This window comes from Streptomyces melanogenes (assembly GCF_014649795.1).
Classification (GTDB): Bacteria; Actinomycetota; Actinomycetes; order Streptomycetales; family Streptomycetaceae; genus Streptomyces; species Streptomyces noboritoensis.
The window spans coordinates 121429-137031 of record NZ_BMTS01000001.1 but is presented as its reverse complement, the minus strand read 5'-3'; the positions used below and the strand labels follow the sequence as shown (position 1 = coordinate 137031).

General features: G+C 72.7%; 17 protein-coding genes. 6 read left to right on the top strand and 11 right to left on the bottom strand.

Annotated features, from left to right (window positions below):
* Positions 1-10: 10 nt before the first annotated feature.
* A complete protein-coding gene (locus tag IE252_RS00675) occupies positions 11-976 on the bottom strand; it encodes a pirin family protein (protein WP_190087228.1) in 966 nt (321 codons plus the stop codon).
* 143 nt (positions 977-1119) lie between these two features.
* Here IE252_RS00675 and IE252_RS00670 point away from each other — a divergent pair, with 143 nt between their 5' ends.
* The 3 genes from IE252_RS00670 (at position 1120) to IE252_RS00660 (ending at position 3824) form a co-directional block, all read left to right on the top strand.
* Positions 1120-1482: a tetratricopeptide repeat protein gene (locus IE252_RS00670; RefSeq protein ID WP_190087227.1), complete on the top strand. Its 363-nt coding sequence runs from the start codon at positions 1120-1122 to the stop codon at positions 1480-1482.
* Between the two features lie 86 nt (positions 1483-1568).
* The gene (locus tag IE252_RS00665; protein WP_190087795.1) at positions 1569-2651 is read left to right on the top strand and encodes a magnesium and cobalt transport protein CorA; all 1083 of its coding nucleotides are present in this window, start codon (positions 1569-1571) and stop codon (positions 2649-2651) included.
* Positions 2652-2774: 123 nt separating this feature from the next.
* Positions 2775-3824, top strand: a complete 1050-nt coding sequence (locus IE252_RS00660; protein WP_190087226.1) for a M4 family metallopeptidase — start codon at positions 2775-2777, stop codon at positions 3822-3824.
* Between the two features lie 16 nt (positions 3825-3840).
* On the opposite strand, the gene IE252_RS00655 is transcribed toward IE252_RS00660, so the two are convergent.
* Positions 3841-4317 (bottom strand): GNAT family N-acetyltransferase, encoded by a 477-nt coding sequence (locus IE252_RS00655; RefSeq protein ID WP_190087225.1) that lies wholly within the window; start codon positions 4315-4317, stop codon positions 3841-3843.
* 223 nt (positions 4318-4540) lie between these two features.
* On the opposite strand from IE252_RS00655, the gene IE252_RS00650 reads away from it, so the two are divergent.
* Entirely contained in the window at positions 4541-5428 is an 888-nt protein-coding gene (locus tag IE252_RS00650) for a nuclease (protein WP_308434505.1), read from the top strand.
* A 19-nt stretch (positions 5429-5447) separates the two neighbouring features.
* Here the strand turns inward: IE252_RS00650 and IE252_RS00645 are convergent, their stop codons facing one another.
* Positions 5448-6881, bottom strand: a complete 1434-nt coding sequence (locus IE252_RS00645) for a dihydrolipoyl dehydrogenase family protein (RefSeq protein WP_190087224.1) — start codon at positions 6879-6881, stop codon at positions 5448-5450.
* Between the two features lie 137 nt (positions 6882-7018).
* On the opposite strand from IE252_RS00645, the gene trxA reads away from it, so the two are divergent.
* Complete coding sequence (gene trxA, locus IE252_RS00640; RefSeq protein WP_190087223.1) at positions 7019-7387, top strand: thioredoxin; 369 nt, start codon at positions 7019-7021, stop codon at positions 7385-7387.
* Between the two features lie 22 nt (positions 7388-7409).
* On the opposite strand, the gene IE252_RS00635 is transcribed toward trxA, so the two are convergent.
* The 3 genes from IE252_RS00635 to IE252_RS00625 all read right to left on the bottom strand — a co-directional run bounded on the left by IE252_RS00635 (position 7410) and on the right by IE252_RS00625 (position 11321).
* On the bottom strand, positions 7410-8339 hold the full coding sequence (locus IE252_RS00635; protein ID WP_190087222.1) for an AEC family transporter: 930 nt from the start codon (positions 8337-8339) through the stop codon (positions 7410-7412).
* A gap of 126 nt (positions 8340-8465) precedes the next feature.
* Positions 8466-9902, bottom strand: coding sequence for a benzaldehyde dehydrogenase (locus tag IE252_RS00630; protein WP_190087221.1), 1437 nt, complete (start codon positions 9900-9902; stop codon positions 8466-8468).
* A gap of 234 nt (positions 9903-10136) precedes the next feature.
* The gene (locus IE252_RS00625) at positions 10137-11321 is read right to left on the bottom strand and encodes a thiolase family protein (protein WP_190087220.1); all 1185 of its coding nucleotides are present in this window, start codon (positions 11319-11321) and stop codon (positions 10137-10139) included.
* A 178-nt stretch (positions 11322-11499) separates the two neighbouring features.
* On the opposite strand from IE252_RS00625, the gene IE252_RS00620 reads away from it, so the two are divergent.
* Positions 11500-13032: an IclR family transcriptional regulator domain-containing protein gene (locus IE252_RS00620; protein WP_190087793.1), complete on the top strand. Its 1533-nt coding sequence runs from the start codon at positions 11500-11502 to the stop codon at positions 13030-13032.
* Here the strand turns inward: IE252_RS00620 and IE252_RS00615 are convergent.
* From IE252_RS00615 to IE252_RS00595, 5 genes are all read right to left on the bottom strand, one after another.
* A complete protein-coding gene (locus tag IE252_RS00615) occupies positions 12996-13253 on the bottom strand; it encodes a hypothetical protein (protein ID WP_190087219.1) in 258 nt (85 codons plus the stop codon). The two genes, IE252_RS00620 and IE252_RS00615, sit on opposite strands and share 37 nt — an antisense overlap.
* Positions 13254-13469: 216 nt before the next feature.
* Positions 13470-14501, bottom strand: a complete 1032-nt coding sequence (locus tag IE252_RS00610; protein WP_190087218.1) for a LacI family DNA-binding transcriptional regulator — start codon at positions 14499-14501, stop codon at positions 13470-13472.
* 111 nt (positions 14502-14612) lie between these two features.
* On the bottom strand, positions 14613-14876 hold the full coding sequence (locus IE252_RS00605) for a DUF7848 domain-containing protein (protein ID WP_190087217.1): 264 nt from the start codon (positions 14874-14876) through the stop codon (positions 14613-14615).
* The gene (locus IE252_RS00600) at positions 14873-15367 is read right to left on the bottom strand and encodes a hypothetical protein (RefSeq protein ID WP_190087216.1); all 495 of its coding nucleotides are present in this window, start codon (positions 15365-15367) and stop codon (positions 14873-14875) included. Before IE252_RS00600 ends, IE252_RS00605 begins: the two co-directional genes overlap by 4 nt.
* Entirely contained in the window at positions 15367-15546 is a 180-nt protein-coding gene (locus tag IE252_RS00595) for a hypothetical protein (RefSeq protein ID WP_190087215.1), read from the bottom strand. The genes IE252_RS00600 and IE252_RS00595 overlap by 1 nt, the downstream gene beginning before the upstream one ends.
* Positions 15547-15603 lie beyond the last annotated feature (57 nt).

Genomic DNA, 15603 nt, shown 5'->3' with positions numbered 1-15603 from the left:
CAGCCCCGGCTCACCGCACCCTCCCCCGAGCCTTCAACACCCCCGCCGGCAGCGCAGGAGCCGAAAGCCGCTCCCCGTCGTACCCCTTCACCTCACCGAACCGCGCCCCCGACATCCACTCCTCGCGTGCCTCCTCGATGTCCGCCTGCGAACGCCCGATGAAGTTCCACCACATCACGATCTCCTCCTCGAACGGCTCGCCGCCCAGGAGCATCAGCCCCGCGTCGGAGGCGGCGTGCAGGGGGAGTTCGGTGCGGCCGCAGCCGAGGTAGAGCATGGAGCCGGGGAGGACCGGGACGCCGTCCACGTGGGCCTCGCCGGACATCGACAGGACCGCGTACTCGAAGTCGGGGTCCAGGGGCAGGGCGAGGTCCGCGCCCGCCGTCAGGGTCAGGTCCGCGCCGACCAGGGGCGTGTAGATCGTGCCCGGCGACGCCGCGCCGTCGAGCTCGCCCAGGATCACCGTGGCCTGCAGGCCCGGCGCGGTGACCGTGGGCAGGTCCGCGTGGTGCTGGAAGTGCGGCTCGGTGTGGCGGTGGGCGTCGGGCAGGGCGACCCAGAGCTGGGCGCCGTGCAGCAGGCGGGCGTGCGGGCGGGGGCTCTCCTCGGAGTGGCTGATCGCCCGCCCCGAGGTCATCAGGCCGAGCTCGCGCGGGCGTACGGTCTGCAGGCTGCCGAGGCTGTCGCGGTGCAGCACCTCGCCCTCGTGCAGCCAGCTCACCGTCTGGAGCCCCATGTGCGGGTGCGGCGGCACCTGCATGCCGGGCTCGTCGGCGATGTCGTCCGGGCCGTAGTGGTCGACGAAGGCCCAGGCGCCGACCATACGGCGGCCGAGGTTCGGCAGCAGTCGGCGGACCTCGGTGGACTCGCCGAGCTTGACGGTGCGCGGCGAAAGCAGCTCGCGCACCGGCTCGGCGACGACGAAGCCGCGGCCGCCGCACACGGAGAGTGTGGCTTGACGATCGAGATTGCTCATGTCGGTCAACCTATTCCTGTCGGGGCACCCGGTGGCAGCCTCCCACGCGCGCCACACCCGCAAGGTTGTGGAATTTTCAACCATTACCTTGTGTTGTGGCGTCCGTAACGGCATCCAGCACACCAGCTACGAGAGGATCCTCCGTGGTCGACAGCTACTACGAGTCCGGCAGCACCGCCGAGCGCTGGGACCGCGCCCAGTTGTTCTTCGAGGCCAAGGAGTACGTCACAGCCGTACGCATCCTGACCGGCATCGTCGACGAGGTGCCCGAGCAGGTCGCGCCGAGGCTGCTGCTCGCCCGGGCCTACTACCACTCCGCCCAGCTCAAGAAGGCGGAGACCGAGCTGCGGGCCGTGCTCGAGCGCGACCCCGTCGAGCAGTACGCCACGCTGATGCTCGGCCGCACCCTGGAGCGCCAGGGCCGGCCCGAGGACGCGGCCCGCTATCTGCGCCTCGCCGCCGCCTTCGACGGGGACGTCGCGGGGGAGGTCGCCGCACAGCGGTGACCTGCGGCGTCGGCGTACGGACGGGCGCTTTGGCCGGGCATGGCACACTGGCCGCCGATCCGCCGAAGGAGTGCCCAGCCGTGCCCATGATCCGCAACCTCCGCAGGGCGGTCCGCCGTGCCTACCGCCGCACGGTGGACCTCAGCCACCCGGCCCGCTCGCCGCTCGGCAGCGCCGTGGTGAACTGCGTGGTCTACCGGGACGGGGTGCGCCAGCCCGGCGACTGCCCGGTGGAGGAGGCCGTACGGCGGGTGCGCAGGGCCAAGGAGGGGTTCGTGTGGGTCGGGCTGCACGAGCCGAGCGCCGAGGAGTTCGCCGGTATCGCCGAGCTCTTCGGGCTGCATCCGCTGGCCGTCGAGGACGCGGTCCGCGCCCATCAGCGCCCGCAGGTCCAGCCGTACGACGACGTGCTGTTCGCGGTCTTCAAGACCGTCGGCTACGTCGAGCACGAGGAGCTCACCGCGACCAGCGAGGTCGTCGAGACCGGTGAGCTGATGATCTTCACCGGGCCCGACTTCGTGGTCACCGTGCGGCACGGCAAGCACGGCTCGCTCGGCCCGCTGCGCGAGGCCCTGGAGGAGACGCCCGAGCAGCTCGCCAAGGGCCCGGCGGCGGTGCTGCACGCCATAGCGGACCACGTCGTCGACGACTACCTCGTGGTGATCGACGCCATGCAGGACGACGTGGACGCCGTCGAGACCGCCGTGTTCAGCGACACCGCCGGGCGCGGCGACGCGGGCCGCATCTACCAGCTCAAGCGCGAACTCCTGGAGTTCAAGCGGGCGGTGACCCCGCTGAACCGCCCGCTCCAGGCCCTGGCCACCGGGCCGATGCCGCTCATCGGCCCGGACACCCAGCCGTACTTCCGCGACGTCTCGGACCATCTGGCCCGGGTCAACGAGCAGATCGGCTCCTTCGACGCGCTGCTCGACTCGATCCTCCAGGCCCATCTGGCGCAGGTGACGGTGGCGCAGAACGAGGACATGCGCAAGATCACGGCCTGGGCGGCGATCGTCGCGGTGCCGACGATGGTGTGCGGGATCTACGGCATGAACTTCGACACCATGCCCGAACTGCACTGGAAGTACGGGTACTTCCTCGCGCTCGCCGTCATGGCCGCCGCCTGTTTCGCCATCCACCGGGGGTTCCGCCGCAACGGCTGGCTCTGATCGGTCGGTTGAGGGGTCACCGTCACGCTCCGTAGAAGCGGGCGTTCCGACTCCGCCACCGATTTTCGGCCAACTCGACTACAGGCATCACCGAAGCGGTCACGCTGTGCCACATTGCTCGGCATGGAGACCAACACCGTGTTCTGCACCATCATCCCGCCGCACGTCCTCGACAAGCTCGCGCAGGCCGAGGACCCCGGCACGTTCGAGCCCGCGCGCCGCACCCTGGAGCACGACGCGCTCCAGCGCACCCGGCGCCGGATCACCACCGTGCGTGGCATCACCCCCTCCGCGGGCACGCCGTCCGACAAGCCCGACCGCACGATCTACGACGCCCGGACCCAGGAGGCGCTGCCCGGCACCAAGGTCCACTCCGAGAGCGACACGCCGTCGCAGGACGCGACCGTCAACCGGGCGCACGCCGGGCTGGGTGCCACTTTCGAGCTGTATCTGAAGGCGTACGGCCGCCACTCGATCGACGACTCCGGGCTGCCGCTGGACGCGACCGTCCACTACGGCGAGAAGTACGACAACGCCTTCTGGAACGGCGAGCAGATGGTGTTCGGCGACGGGGACGGCGAGCTCTTCCTCGACTTCACCATCCCGGTCGACGTCATCGGCCACGAACTCACCCACGGCGTCACGCAGTACACCGCCAACCTGGAGTACTTCGGGCAGTCGGGCGCGCTCAACGAGTCGCTCTCGGACGTCTTCGGCTCGCTCATCAAGCAGTACGCGCTGGGGCAGTCCGCCGACCAGGCCGACTGGCTGATCGGCGCCGGGCTGCTCGGGCCGCGCATCCACGGCGAGGCGCTGCGGTCGATGAAGGCGCCGGGCACGGCGTACGACGACCCGCAGCTCGGCAAGGACCCGCAGCCCGCCACGATGGACGACTTCGTGCGCACCAGCCGGGACAACGGCGGTGTGCACATCAACTCGGGCATCCCCAACCACGCGTTCTACCTGGTGGCCACGGCCCTGGGCGGCAACGCCTGGGAGCGCGCGGGGAAGATCTGGTACGCGACGCTGACCGGCGGAGAGCTGGCGACCGACGCCAAGTTCGCCGACTTCGGGCGCCTCACCGTCGCCACCGCCCGCAGCCTGTTCGGCGACGGCGATGAGCTCCAGGCCGTCACCAAGGCGTGGAGCCAGGTCGGCGTGCCGCTGGGCTGAGCCGGTCCGGGACCGGTCAGGGAATCGGGATCTCCAGCTCGGGCCGGTCCCACAGCACCGCGGGCGGGTTCGCGCGGGCCGTGCCGGTGCGCAGCGCGCCCACGCTGCGGTAGAAGCCCTCGGCGGGCGGGTGCGAGACCACCCGGACGCGGTCGAGGCCCCCGGCCCGGGCCCGGTCGGTCATGTGCGCGATGAGCAGGCGCCCGATGCCGAGCCCCTGGGCGTCGTCGGCGACGAACATCAGGTCGAGCTCGGGCGGGGCGAGCAGCAGGGCGTAGAAGCCGAGCAGCCGGTCGTCGGCGCCGACCGCCGCGTACACCTCGTGCGTCTCGATGTAGTCGGGGCCCACCCGGTAGTCCGCGACCATCGCGGCGTACGGGCCCTCGTAGGCGCGCGACGACCGTACGAGCCGGGTGAGGCGCTTGGCGTCGCGCGCGACCGCGCGCCGGATCCGCACGCCTTCGCCACCCTTGCTCGTAATGTGTGAGGTCATGGGGTGAGTATTACTGATGGGCGGCCGTACGGGCGAACCGGGGCCCGGCGCCGCGCTCCCGGCCTGGCCGAATCGCACGCGTTCGGCAAGGTGGTGGCCGGAGCGGACGGGGCGTACGCGCAACGGCGTACGACGCTGTGCGCGCCGGGGCCCGCGGGACCGTAAGTATCGCGCCGGGCGGGCGCCCTCGACGGCTGTGCGGCGGATGCTGGAGGTGCCCGGTGTGCACGCTGAGGAGGCCGTCGTGGGAATGCTCGTGATCGAAGGAACGTACCGGGTCACCGGTGCCCGCCCGGACGGCGACTCCGTCCGCTTCTACCCGGCCGACCTCACCCAGTGGGACCTCGTGCCCGGACCGCACCGCGTCCAGCGCAACCGGACCGGCGGCGCCCAGCTGCGGCTGGACGGCATCGACACCCTGGAGACGCACTACATCCCGGCGCACGGCCGCGAGATGCACCAGCCGCCGCCGTTCGCGGACGAGGCGGCCGACGCGCTCACCACCTGGCTCGGCTTCACCGGCGTCGAGCGCGACGCCCACGGCACGGTCACCGCCTCCGAGCCCGCGCAGGCCCCGGGGTTCATTCTCACCCGGGGCGCGGACCTGCACGGGCGCTGTGTGGCCATGGCCGGACGCGGCCCGGCGCCCGGCCCCAGCGGGCAGCAGCACTTCGTCGACGCGGCGCTGCTCCAGCAGACCGCCAACTTCGCCCAGTTGGCGGACGGGCTCGCCTATCCGACGTACTACACCAAGCTGTTCGTCGATCTGCGCGCGGTCATGACGGCCGCGGTGCAGGAGGCGCGCACGGCCGCCAACGGGCTGTGGCCGGTGGACCTGACCGCCAGCGGCGCGAAGATCGACGGTCTGGCCTCGCTGACCGAGAGCGCGGTCGTGCTGCCGAAGCTGTTCCGGCGGCTCGCGGACTATCTCGTCCTCGGCGCCGACGACCCCTCGCTCGCCGGGTTCAAGGCCTTCCTCGACCAGCGGCCCGATCGCGTCCTGATCGTCTCCAAGGGGCAGTTCACCACCCTGTCGACGGTCGTGGAGGTCGCCGATCAGACGGTCCGGATGACCGAGCCACCGGAGAACCTCGTCTTCGAGGAGCGCTGACCTCCGCGCGGGCCCGCTCCTACTGGTCGCGGTACGCCTCCAGCAGGCGCAGCCACACCTCGCTGATCGTCGGGTACGCCGGTACCGCGTGCCACAGCCGTCCGATCGGGACCTCGCCCGCGATCGCGATCGTCGCGGAGTGGATGAGCTCGCCCACGCCGGGGCCGACGAAGGTGACGCCGAGCAGGACCTCGCGGTCCAGGTCGACGACCATCCGGGCGCGGCCCCGGTAGCCGTCGGCGTACAGGCCCGCGCCCGCCACGCCGCCCAGGTCGTAGTCGACGGCCCGGACGCGGTGCCCGGCCGCCTCCGCCTCGGCGAGCGTCAGCCCCGCCGAGGCGGCCTCGGGGTCGGTGAAGACGACCTGGGGGACGGCGGCGCGGTCGGCGGTGGCCGCGTGGGCGCCCCACGGGTCGGTCTCCAGGAGCGGCACCTTCGCCGCGCGCGCGGCGATCGCGGCGCCCGCGATCCTCGCCTGGTACTTGCCCTGGTGGGTCAGCAGCACCCGGTGGTTGACGTCGCCCACCGCGTACAGCCAGTCGCTCCCCGCCACCCGGCAGGAGTCGTCGACCGGCAGCCAGGAGCCGGGATCCATCCCGATGGTGTCCAGGCCGATGTCGTCGGTGCGCGGGGCCCGGCCGGTGGCGAAGAGGATCTCGTCCGCCTCGATGCGCCCGCCGTCGTCCAGGACGACCGTGACGGGACCGGTGCCGCCGTCCCGTACGACCTCGGAGACGGACACGTTCGTACGGACGGAGGCGCCCGCCTCCTTCAGGGCCTCGGCGACCAGCTCGCCCGCGAACGGCTCCATCTTCGGCAGCAGCCCGTCGCCGCGCACCAGAACGGTCACCTGCGCGCCGAACGCCTGCCAGGCCGTCGCCATCTCCACACCGACCACTCCCCCGCCGACGACCACGAGCCGCCCCGGCACCTCCTGCGCGCTGGTGGCCTCGCGGCTGGTCCAGGGCCGGGCGTCAGCGATGCCGGGCAGATCGGGCACGACCGCGCGGCTGCCGGTGCAGACGGCCACCGCGTGCCGGGCGGTCAGCACATGGTGCTCGCCCTCGGGGCTGGTGACGCTGACCTTGCGGGTGCCGTAGAGGCGCCCGTGGCCCCGGTAGAGGTGGGCGCCGATGCCCTCCAGCCAGCGCACCTGGCCGTCGTCCTTCCAGTGCGAGACGTACTCGTCGCGGTGGGCGAGCACCGCCGGCACGTCCAGCGGGCCCGCCACGCTCCCGCGCAGGCCGGGCACCTTGCGCGCGTCCGAGCGGGCGATCACCGGCCGCAGCAGCGCCTTGCTGGGCATGCACGCCCAGTACGAGCACTCGCCGCCGACCAGCTCGCTCTCCACCACGGCGGCGCTCAGGCCCGCCGCCCGCACCCGGTCGGCGACGTTCTCCCCGACCGGTCCCGCTCCCAGCACCACCACGTCGTATTCCAAGGCTTCCGTCATAGGCACAGTCTGGTGCGGGGAGTACCCGGGAGCCACAGGGGCAGCCGTGAGTCAGCGGAAAACACTCGGAATACCACGACGGCGGCCGCCGTTGTGCGAAGCGGCTTCACGGTGAGGCCAGGAAGAGGGAGTGCGTGATGGCGACTGTGGAGCTGACCAAGGAGAACTTCGACCAGGTCGTGTCGGACAACGACTTCGTCCTGATCGACTTCTGGGCCTCCTGGTGCGGTCCCTGCCGGCAGTTCGGCCCGGTCTACGAGGCGGCCTCCGAGCGCCACGACGACCTGGTCTTCGCCAAGGTGGACACCGAGGCCCAGCAGGAGCTGGCGGCGGCGTTCGAGATCCGCTCGATCCCCACGCTGATGATCGTCCGCGAGAACGTGGCGATCTTCTCGCAGCCCGGCGCGCTGCCGGAGGCGGCTCTGGAGGACGTGATCGGGCAGGCGCGCGCGCTCGACATGGACGAGGTCCGCAAGTCGGTGGAGGAAGCCAACAAGGCGCAGTAGGGCGCCCTCCGGCTGCGCTGCCTCAGCCCAGCTGCCAGGCGATGAGCGACAGGGACACCATCGACAGGAGCGTCGAGAGCAGCACGGTGTCCCTGGGCAGCTCCGTGTCCAGGGAGTACTCGGACGCGAAGATGAAGGCGTTCTGCGCGGTCGGCAGTCCGGCGCACAGCACCACCGCGAACAGCGCGTGCCCGTCGAGCCCGAAGAGCCAGCGCCCCAGCGCGTAGGCGAACAGGGGCTGCGCCGCGACCTTCAGCCCCACCAGGATCAGCCGCTCGGTCCGGCCGTCGGCGTCGGGCCGGGCGCGCGCGTTCAGCGACATGCCGAGCGCGAAGAGCGCGGCCGGGACGGCGCCGCCGCCGAGGATCTGGAGCGGCGAGACCACCTCCTCGGGCAGCCGCAGCCCGAGCCCGGCGACCACGAGTCCCAGGGCGGATGCCCCGATCACCGGGTTGCGGAACGGGAGTTGGAGGATCCGCGTCCACCGCTCGCGCCCCGCCCTGCGTACGTCCAGCTCGATCAGCACCAGGATCAGCGGCGTGATGAAGAGCATCTGGAAGAGCGCGGCGGCGACGATGAACGAGGTGTCGTGCAGGACGTGTACGGCGACCGGGATGCCCAGGTTCGCGGAGTTCACGTAGGACGCGGCCATCGCGCCTATCGCCTGCTCGCCGCGCTTGCGGCGGAACATCCAGCGGCTGACGAGGAGTCCGGCCGCGAACACGGTGACCAGGCTGACGGCGAAGACGGCGACGCCCGGGCGGGCCAGGTCGCCCGGGTGCGAGCGCGACATCGTCAGGAACAGCAGCGACGGCATCGCGAAGGTGAACGCGAACCTTCCCAGCACGTGTTGCGCCTGCGCCTGGGCGCCGAGCACGTTGTAGCGCCCGGCGGCCCAGCCGCAGGCCGTCAGCGCCCAGATGGGCAGGAAGCCGGTGATCACGTTGTGCACCGCGCAAGGGTATGCGGTGCGTTGTGGCTGGAACGGACGGTCGTTCGACTGCGGGCCGTCTGGGGCTGGTCGCGCAGTTCCCCGCGCCCCTAGGGGGTACGGCCTGCCCCGGACCGCGACGTTGCCCTAGAAACCGTGTGCCGCCGGTTCCCGCCTTACCGTCGTCCAGCGCAGCTCCGTAAACGCCTCCACATTCGCCGTGCCCCCGAACCTCGCCCCCGTTCCGGACGCCGCCACGCCGCCGAAGGGGGCCACCGCCTCGTCGTTGACCGTTTGGTCGTTGATGTGGGCGATGCCGGTCGGGATGCGGTCCGCGAGCTCCAGGCCGAGTGCGGTGTCGCGGGTGACGATGCCGAGGGAGAGGCCGTACGGGCCGTCGGCGGCCAGGGCCGCGGCCTCGTCGAGGGTACGGAACGGCCGTACGGGCGCCACCGGACCGAACACCTCCTCCGCGTATGCCGGGGTGTGGTCGTCGACGTCCGCGAGGACGGTCGGGCGGTAGAACAGGTCTCGGTGGGTGCCACCCGCCGCGAGCCGGGCTCCGCGCGCGGTGCTGGCCTCCACCAGGCCGTGGATCTTGGCCAGTTGAGGCCGGTCGATGACCGGGCCGAGGTGCACCTGCTCGCGGTACGGGTCGCCCACGGCCAGCGCGTCGGCCCGCGCGGCGAGCCGCTCCACGTACTCCTCGTACAGCGAGGCGTGTACGAGGTGGCGGCCGGTGGTCATGCAGATCTGGCCCTGGTGGAAGAACGAGCCCCAGGAGGCCTGTGCCACCGCGCCCTCGATGTCGGCGTCCTCCAGGACGACCAGCGCGGAGTTCCCGCCGAGCTCCAGATGGACGCGCTTGAGCAGGCGCCCGGCGGCCTCGCCGACCCTGCGCCCGGCGGCGGTCGAGCCGGTGAAGGAGATCACCGGGACGCCCGGGTCCGCGACCAGGGCCTGGCCGGCCTCCGCGCCCCCTGGCAGCACGTGAAGGAGTCCTTCGGGCAGTCCGGCCTCCTCGAAGACCGCCGCCAGCGAGAGGCCGCCGCAGACGGCGGTGCGCGGATCGGGCTTCAGGATCACGGCGTTGCCGAGAGCCAGCGCGGGCGCGACCGAGCGGATGGCGAGGATGAGGGGAGCGTTGAAGGGGGCGATCACCCCGGTCACCCCGACCGGCACCCGCCGGGTGAAGCTGAGCCTCGGCTCCTCGCTCGGCAGCACCTCGCCCAGTGGGCGGGAGGCGAGCGCGGCGGCCTCGTAGCACTCCTGGGCGGCCACGTGCAGCTCGAAGTCGGCCTTGCCGGGGATGGAGCCGGATTCCCGTACGAGCCATTCGCGCAGTTCGTCGGCGTACTCCGTGAACAGGTCGCCCGCGCGGCGCAGTACGGCCGCGCGGGCGAAGTGCGGGGAGCGGGCCCAGCCGGGCTGGGCCGCGCGGCCCGCCGCGACGGCCGCCGCTATGTCGTCGGCGGTGGCCAGGGTGAGCGCGCCCAGGCCCTCTCCGGTGGCGGGTTCGGTGACCTCGTACTCACCCCCCGACAGCGTCCGCGCCTGCCAGGTCTTGGGGTCGAGCAGGGTCATGAAGGATCTCCAGTCTCACGCGTGATCGAGAGCGGTGCCCGGGGGGAAGCCATGATCGCGGGGAAGTCCCGTGCGGCATCTTAGTGGGGCCGCACGAACAAATGTCCCGCCCGTCACTCGTGATACGGGTCCCCCCAAGCGGACTTGGGGAAGTCCGGTGCGGTACCGGCGCCCCGAAGGGGCGACCAGCCACCCACAACCCGCAGCCGAATCACCGCACTCCCGGCGGAGCGCCTAGCGCTCCAGGACCAGCGCCAGCCCCTGACCCACGCCGATGCAGAGCGCCGCGAGGCCCACGCCCGAGCCCTTGGCGGCCAGTTGGTGGGCCACCGCCCCGGCGAGCCGGGCGCCCGAGGCGCCGAGCGGGTGGCCGATGGCGATGGCGCCGCCGCGCGGGTTCACGACGGCCGGATCCAGCTCCGGCCACTCGGCCAGACACCCCAACGACTGCGCGGCGAAGGCTTCGTTGAGCTCGAAGACGCTCAGGTCGCCGAGGCCCTTGCCCGCCTTGGCGAGCGCGGTGCGCACCGCCTCGACCGGACCGAGGCCGAAGAGCTGCGGCTCGATCCCGGTGACGGCGGAGGTACGGATCCGGGCGAGCGGTTCGCGGCCGGTGGCGCGCAGCCCCTCCTCGTCGACGAGCAGCAGCGCGGCGGCGCCGTCGTTGAGCGGCGAGGAGTTGCCCGCCGTCACCGAACCGCCCTCGCGGAAGGCGGGCTTGAGCCGGGCGAGCGCCTCCATGGAGGACGACTCACGGATGCACTCGTCACGGGCGAGGTCGACGCCCTCGTACGGAACGACCTCGTCGTCGTACAGACCCTTCGCCCAGGCCTCGGCGGCCTTGCGGTGACTGGCGAGGGCGAACGCGTCCTGCTGTTCGCGGGTCAACGCGTGCCTGTCCGCGATCAGTTCGGCGCCCTCGCCGAGCGCGACCGTCCACTCGGCGGGCATCCTCGGGTTGGTCATCCGCCAGCCGAGCGTGGTCGACCAGAGCTGCTGGTGGCCGGCCGGGAAGGCGCGCTCGGGCTTCTGCATCACCCACGGGGCGCGGGACATCGATTCGACGCCGCCCGCGACCGCGATGTGCGCGTCGCCGACCGCGATGGCGCGGGCGGCCTGGATGACGGCCTCCAGGCCCGAACCGCACAGGCGGTTGACGGTGACGCCGGGGATCGACACCGGCAGCCCGGCGAGCAGCACGGCCATCCGGGCCACGTCGCGGTTGTCCTCTCCGGCGCCGTTGGCGTCGCCGAAGTAGACGTCGTCGATACGGGCCGGGTCGAGCTGCGGGGAGCGGCCGACGAGCGACTTCACCACGTGCGCGGCCAGGTCGTCGGGCCGCACCGAGGCGAGCGCGCCCCCGAACTTGCCGATGGGGGTGCGCACGGCGTCGACGATGTACACGTCCCGGATGCTCATCGGTTCTCTCCCGCTGCTCGGTCGGCCGTGCCCGCGTGGTGCGCGACGCATTCGGTCCGACGCACTCGTTTCATTCCGGGGCTGTTCGCCCAGTGAACTTTGGTTCACAATCAGTCCCGAGTCTCGGCCCGCCCCCGGCGCGCTGTCAACGGCCCCAGGAGGACCCGTGTCCCCAGACATGTCGGTCGGCCCGCTGGAACGCGGCCTCGCGGTGCTGCGCGCGCTCGCCGCGTACGAAATGGACCGGGGAGCCCTCGTACGGGCCACCGGGCTCGCCCGGGCGACGGTCGACCGGGTGGTGGCGACCCTGGACCGGCTCGACCTGGTCCGCGCGGACGGCCGGGAAGTGGCGCTCGCGCCGCGCCTGATGGTGCTGTCCGGCGCCTATCTGCGCGGCAGCGGGATCCCGGCGGCGCTCGGGCCGCTGGTGGGGCGGCTCGCGGACGAGCTGGACGAGTCCGTCTCGGTGGGCGTGCCCGACGGCGACGGCGTCCGCGTCGTCCTCCAGACCGCCGCCCGCCGCCGCACGATGGCGCTCGCCTTCCGCGTCGGCGACCTGCTGCCCGCCGACCGCTGCGCGCCGGGTGCGCTCTTCGCCGACGGCACACTGGAGTGGGCGGTCGACGAGGAGCTGATCGAGCCGGGGCTGATCGTGGTGGCGGTGCCGGTACGGGACGGGGCGGGCTCGACGGTGTGCGCGGTGAGCGTGGCGAGCCATACGAGCAGGCACACCCCCCGGTCCCTGCGGGAGGCGGCGCTGCCTCGGCTGCGGGAGGCGGGGGGTGCGATGGAGGCGGCGCTGGCGGGCCGGTGTGCGGCGGATCCGGTGGCGGGCGCCGCGTTCGTCGACGCGTCCGCCGGGCTCAAGCGGGAGCTCGGGCCGGACTTCCTGCAGTCCCTGGCGCGTGGGCTCGCGGTGCTGTGCGCGCTGGGCGCGGACCGGGGCGAGGGGCTGACGCTCACGACCGTCTCCGAGGCGACCGGCCTGGCCCGGGCCACCGTGCGGCGCTCGCTGCTCACCCTCGTGCAGCTGGGGTACGTGGAGCGCGGCGGTCCGGATGGGCACCGCTTCCGGCTGCTCCCCCGCGTCCTCGAACTGGGCTGTGCCCGGCTCTCGGCGCTCGGTCCCGCCGAGGTCGCCCGGCCGCATCTGGCGCGCCTTGTGGCCCGGACCGGCGAGTCGGCGTCGATGGCGGTGCTCGACGGGGCCGACATCCGCTATGTGGCGCGCGTCCCGACCGTACGGATCATGAGCATCGACATCACGGTGGGGACGCGGTTCCCGGCGTACGCGACGTCGATGGGGCGGGTGCTGCTCGCCGGTCTCGCGCCCGGGGAACGCCCGCCGCTGCCCGACGGGCTGCCCGCCCTCACCCCGAACACGGTGACGTCCGCGGCCGAGCTGACCCGGATCGTGGAGCGGTGCGCGGCCGATGGCTACGCGCTGGTGGCCGAGGAGTTGGAGGTCGGGCTGCGCTCACTGGCGGTGCCGGTGCGCGGGGCGGACGGGCGGGTGGTGGCTGCGGTGAACGTGGCGCAGCACGCGGGGCGTGGGAGCGCGGAGGAGATGGTGCGGGCGGTGCTTCCCGCGCTGCGGGCTGCGGGGGCGGGGATCTCGGCGGATCTGGGGGTGCTGGGGGTGCCGGGCGCGCTGGGCGCTTTGGGGGTGCCCGGTCACTCTTCGGGGGCGATGAGTGCGGTGAGGCCGTAGTCGAGTTCCGTACCGTCCACGAGGAGGGCCTCGACGGTGCGGGTGCGGGGGTCGACGTCGGCGACGATGCCGTGGCCGGCGTAGCGGGGGTAGCCCGTCTCGCCGGTCTCGCCCGTCGCCTCCACGAGGGCGGAGCGGACGGCGCTGTCGGCTACGGAGGCGGTGCCGCGGGTTTCCACGTGGGAGGGGACGATGAGGATGACGAAGCGGGAGGGGTGCATGGGGGGACGGTAGGGGGGTGGGGGTGGGGGGTTTGCGGTGCCACTCCGCTGGTGGGGGATTTTTCCCCACCCCGCCCCTTCCCGAAAGCCCTGCGGGTGGCTGGGTCCTTCGGCTGCGGGCCGGTGGTCCGTTGTGCCCACCCGTTCCGCCCTTGGCGGAACGCATGCCCACAACGGACGGGGAGGGACGGGTAGCTGGCGCGCAACTGCACGCCTCTAGCTCGACTCCCGTCTCACCAAAGTCGCCCCCATCAAATCCCTCCGCTCCCCCACCTCCGACGGGTCGCGTACTGCCGCGTCCACCAGTTCTGCCAGGTGGCGGCCCTCGACCATGTCTATGTTGACCGTGGTCAGGCGGGGGCGGAGGAGGTTGCCGAGGAGGAGGTTGTCGGCTCCCACCACGGCCGTCTCGCCGGGGATCTCGACGCCCGCGTCCTGGAGGGCGCGCATCAGGAGCATCGCGTATTCGTCGTTGTACGCGAACACCGCGTCCAGGCCCAGGCCCCGCCAGCGCCGGGCCAGCGCGGCCGCCGACGACTCGTCGTACGCCAGCTCCAGCGGCTCGACCACCGCGTCCGTGCCCGCGACGGCCTTGCGCGCGCCCGCCAGGCGGGGGGTGGAGAAGAGTTCCAGGCCCGGTTCGGACGGCACCACGACGCCGATGCGGCGGTGGCCGCGCTCCAGGAGGTGGCCGACCGCGCAGCGGCCTATCTCGCGCTGGTCCATCGGCAGCGAGTGCGCGCCTTCGACGCGGTGCGGGCCGAGGGTGACGACCGCCCGCGCCCCCGACCGCTTCAGCAGCTCGACGCCCTGGGCGGTCAGTGCGGTCTCGCCCAGCGAGATGACCGCGACCGGGCGCAGCTCGGCCCAGGCGCGGGCGGCCTCGTCGGCGCCCAGGCCGAGGCTGCCGTACTGCACGACCGTGTAGTCGAGGCGGCGCAGCGCCCATTGCAGTTCGTTGAGGAAGCGGCTGTAGAGCGGGCCGACCGGGATGTGCCCGCTGGGCAGGAGCACGATCCGGGTGCGTCCGGCGCGCAGGCTGCGGGCGGCGGCGTGCGGCACGTACCCCAGCTCCTGGGCGGCCTCCCGGACCCGCACGCGGGTGGGCTCGCTGATGCGTACGGCCGAGGTGTTGTTGAGTACGTAGCTCACCGTCGCGCGCGAGACACCGGCCAGTCGGGCCACGTCGGCACTGGTCGGGACCGGACGTTCGGCGGGCTGCTGCGGCTGCTTCGCTGTATCGCTCATCGCGTTCGGCATCCTTGCAGAACCACCGGTGTCCAGGTCCGGCGGTTGGCCGAAGTCGGTACGGCGGGGAGCGGATATACCGTCCGGGGCGCGGGACACGAGGGCGGGCGCTCAACGGGGCGGCGCCTGCGCGTACAACGGGTTGCCCGGCGCCGGAGTGACCCGGCCGAACGACGTCACGACGGCCCGGAATCCGGCGTGATCGTGGTGCCGCGCGGTGTGCCGGATCGCCCAGTCCTCCGGCCCGTCGCGGGTGTCGGAGGGTGGGGAGGCGTCGAGGCAGGTGGTGCATTCCATGACGTGGATGGGGGCGGAGGCGCCGGGGGTGGTGTCGGCGCCGAGCGTCCACTCCGCGTACCGAATCACGGACCTCATGACGTCCGCTCCGGCGCCATCGGCATCGGGCGCGGACTGCTCTGCCCGAGCGCGACCAGGTCGGCGACGGCCTTGGCCGCACAGACGCTGCCTGCCGTGTGGGGCGGCAGGGCCCAGTGGGGGCCAGGCTGTGCGGTGAGGTCGGGGCGGGGTACGCCAAGCCAGGTCCCTGGGCGCAGGCACTCGACGCCCGGCGCCTGCCAGTTGGCGTACGTTCCGGGTGGGACGAGGGCGTAGTGCCAGACGCCGATGCCGTACGCGTCGTGGATGACGGCTCCGCCGGGGAGGGTCTCGGCGAGGAACGCGGCGACGGCGTCGGGGGCTTCGCTGCCCGCAGCGGCGTGGACGATGGGTGCGGGGAGACGGATCGCGTCGAACTTCTCGCCGGTCGGCACGAGGGCGATGCCTACGGCGAATTCGCGTTGGGCTTGGGCGGGCACGTCGTGCGCGGAGGCGAGCCAGTCGGTGATGGCGCTGGTGGTCTGGTTCATCACGGCGTGACCACCCCGGTGGGCTCGTTCGCCTCGGCGCAGCCACGGTGGGCGTAGCTGGCGTGGCAGCCGCCGGAGTCGACGACCAGCAGGCGGATAGCAGTGTCGGCCCCCGGCTCCTTGCACACCTCGCACTGTCGGTGCGCTGCCGGATCGACCGACGGCTTGATGGCGTTCACAGAGGTACTCCCTTGGTCGCCTTGGTAGCTGACTGTGCGCCACAGGTTCCGGTCACG

What these genes read in the sequence shown, in the direction of transcription:
- IE252_RS00675 (WP_190087228.1), bottom strand. Translation starts at nt 976, where the DNA reads ATGAGCAATCTCGATCGTCAAGCCACACTCTCCGTGTGCGGCGGCCGC.
- IE252_RS00665 (WP_190087795.1), top strand. Translation starts at nt 1,569, where the DNA reads ATGATCCGCAACCTCCGCAGGGCGGTCCGCCGTGCCTACCGCCGCACG.
- IE252_RS00660 (WP_190087226.1), top strand. Translation starts at nt 2,775, where the DNA reads ATGGAGACCAACACCGTGTTCTGCACCATCATCCCGCCGCACGTCCTC.
- IE252_RS00655 (WP_190087225.1), bottom strand. Translation starts at nt 4,317, where the DNA reads ATGACCTCACACATTACGAGCAAGGGTGGCGAAGGCGTGCGGATCCGG.
- IE252_RS00645 (WP_190087224.1), bottom strand. Translation starts at nt 6,881, where the DNA reads ATGACGGAAGCCTTGGAATACGACGTGGTGGTGCTGGGAGCGGGACCG.
- trxA (WP_190087223.1), top strand. Translation starts at nt 7,019, where the DNA reads ATGGCGACTGTGGAGCTGACCAAGGAGAACTTCGACCAGGTCGTGTCG.
- IE252_RS00630 (WP_190087221.1), bottom strand. Translation starts at nt 9,902, where the DNA reads ATGACCCTGCTCGACCCCAAGACCTGGCAGGCGCGGACGCTGTCGGGG.
- IE252_RS00625 (WP_190087220.1), bottom strand. Translation starts at nt 11,321, where the DNA reads ATGAGCATCCGGGACGTGTACATCGTCGACGCCGTGCGCACCCCCATC.
- IE252_RS00620 (WP_190087793.1), top strand. Translation starts at nt 11,500, where the DNA reads ATGTCGGTCGGCCCGCTGGAACGCGGCCTCGCGGTGCTGCGCGCGCTC.
- IE252_RS00615 (WP_190087219.1), bottom strand. Translation starts at nt 13,253, where the DNA reads ATGCACCCCTCCCGCTTCGTCATCCTCATCGTCCCCTCCCACGTGGAA.
- IE252_RS00610 (WP_190087218.1), bottom strand. Translation starts at nt 14,501, where the DNA reads ATGAGCGATACAGCGAAGCAGCCGCAGCAGCCCGCCGAACGTCCGGTC.
- IE252_RS00605 (WP_190087217.1), bottom strand. Translation starts at nt 14,876, where the DNA reads ATGAGGTCCGTGATTCGGTACGCGGAGTGGACGCTCGGCGCCGACACC.
- IE252_RS00600 (WP_190087216.1), bottom strand. Translation starts at nt 15,367, where the DNA reads ATGAACCAGACCACCAGCGCCATCACCGACTGGCTCGCCTCCGCGCAC.